Source organism: Falsiroseomonas sp. RANM36 (assembly GCF_056682175.1).
This window is the reverse complement of sequence record NZ_JBWXTD010000002.1, coordinates 189,649-189,963: the sequence shown is the minus strand read 5'-3', so window position 1 is coordinate 189,963 and position 315 is coordinate 189,649. Positions and strand designations below refer to the sequence as shown.

At 88.6% G+C, this 315-nt stretch carries 1 protein-coding gene; it reads right to left on the bottom strand.

The window, feature by feature from the left end; genetic code table 11:
* Nucleotides 1-315: hypothetical protein (locus AC1MIR_RS01780; protein ID WP_480026472.1), on the bottom strand; the 315-nt coding region annotated here is incomplete at both ends.

Sequence of the window (315 nt, the reverse complement as noted above, 5' to 3'; positions counted from 1 at the left end):
GGGGGCGGGGCGCGCCCCGCCCGGGCGCCCCCCCCCCCCCCCCCCCCCCCCCCCCCCCCCCGGCGGGGGGGGGCCCCCCGCGGCCGACATCGCGGCCGCGGTCATGCCCTCATGCAGCACGCTCAGCACCGCGCCGTGGCCGGTCGCGCGCTCCAGCTCCAGCGCCAGCACCAGGAAGCCCAGGGAATCGCCGCCGGCGTCGCGGAAGGCGAGCCCATCGGCCGGCGCCCGGCCGCGCCCGCCCCGCCCCGCCCGGGCGCCCCCCGGGTCCCCGGCCCCCCCCCCCCCCCCCCCCCGCGCGGCGGGGCGCGGGGG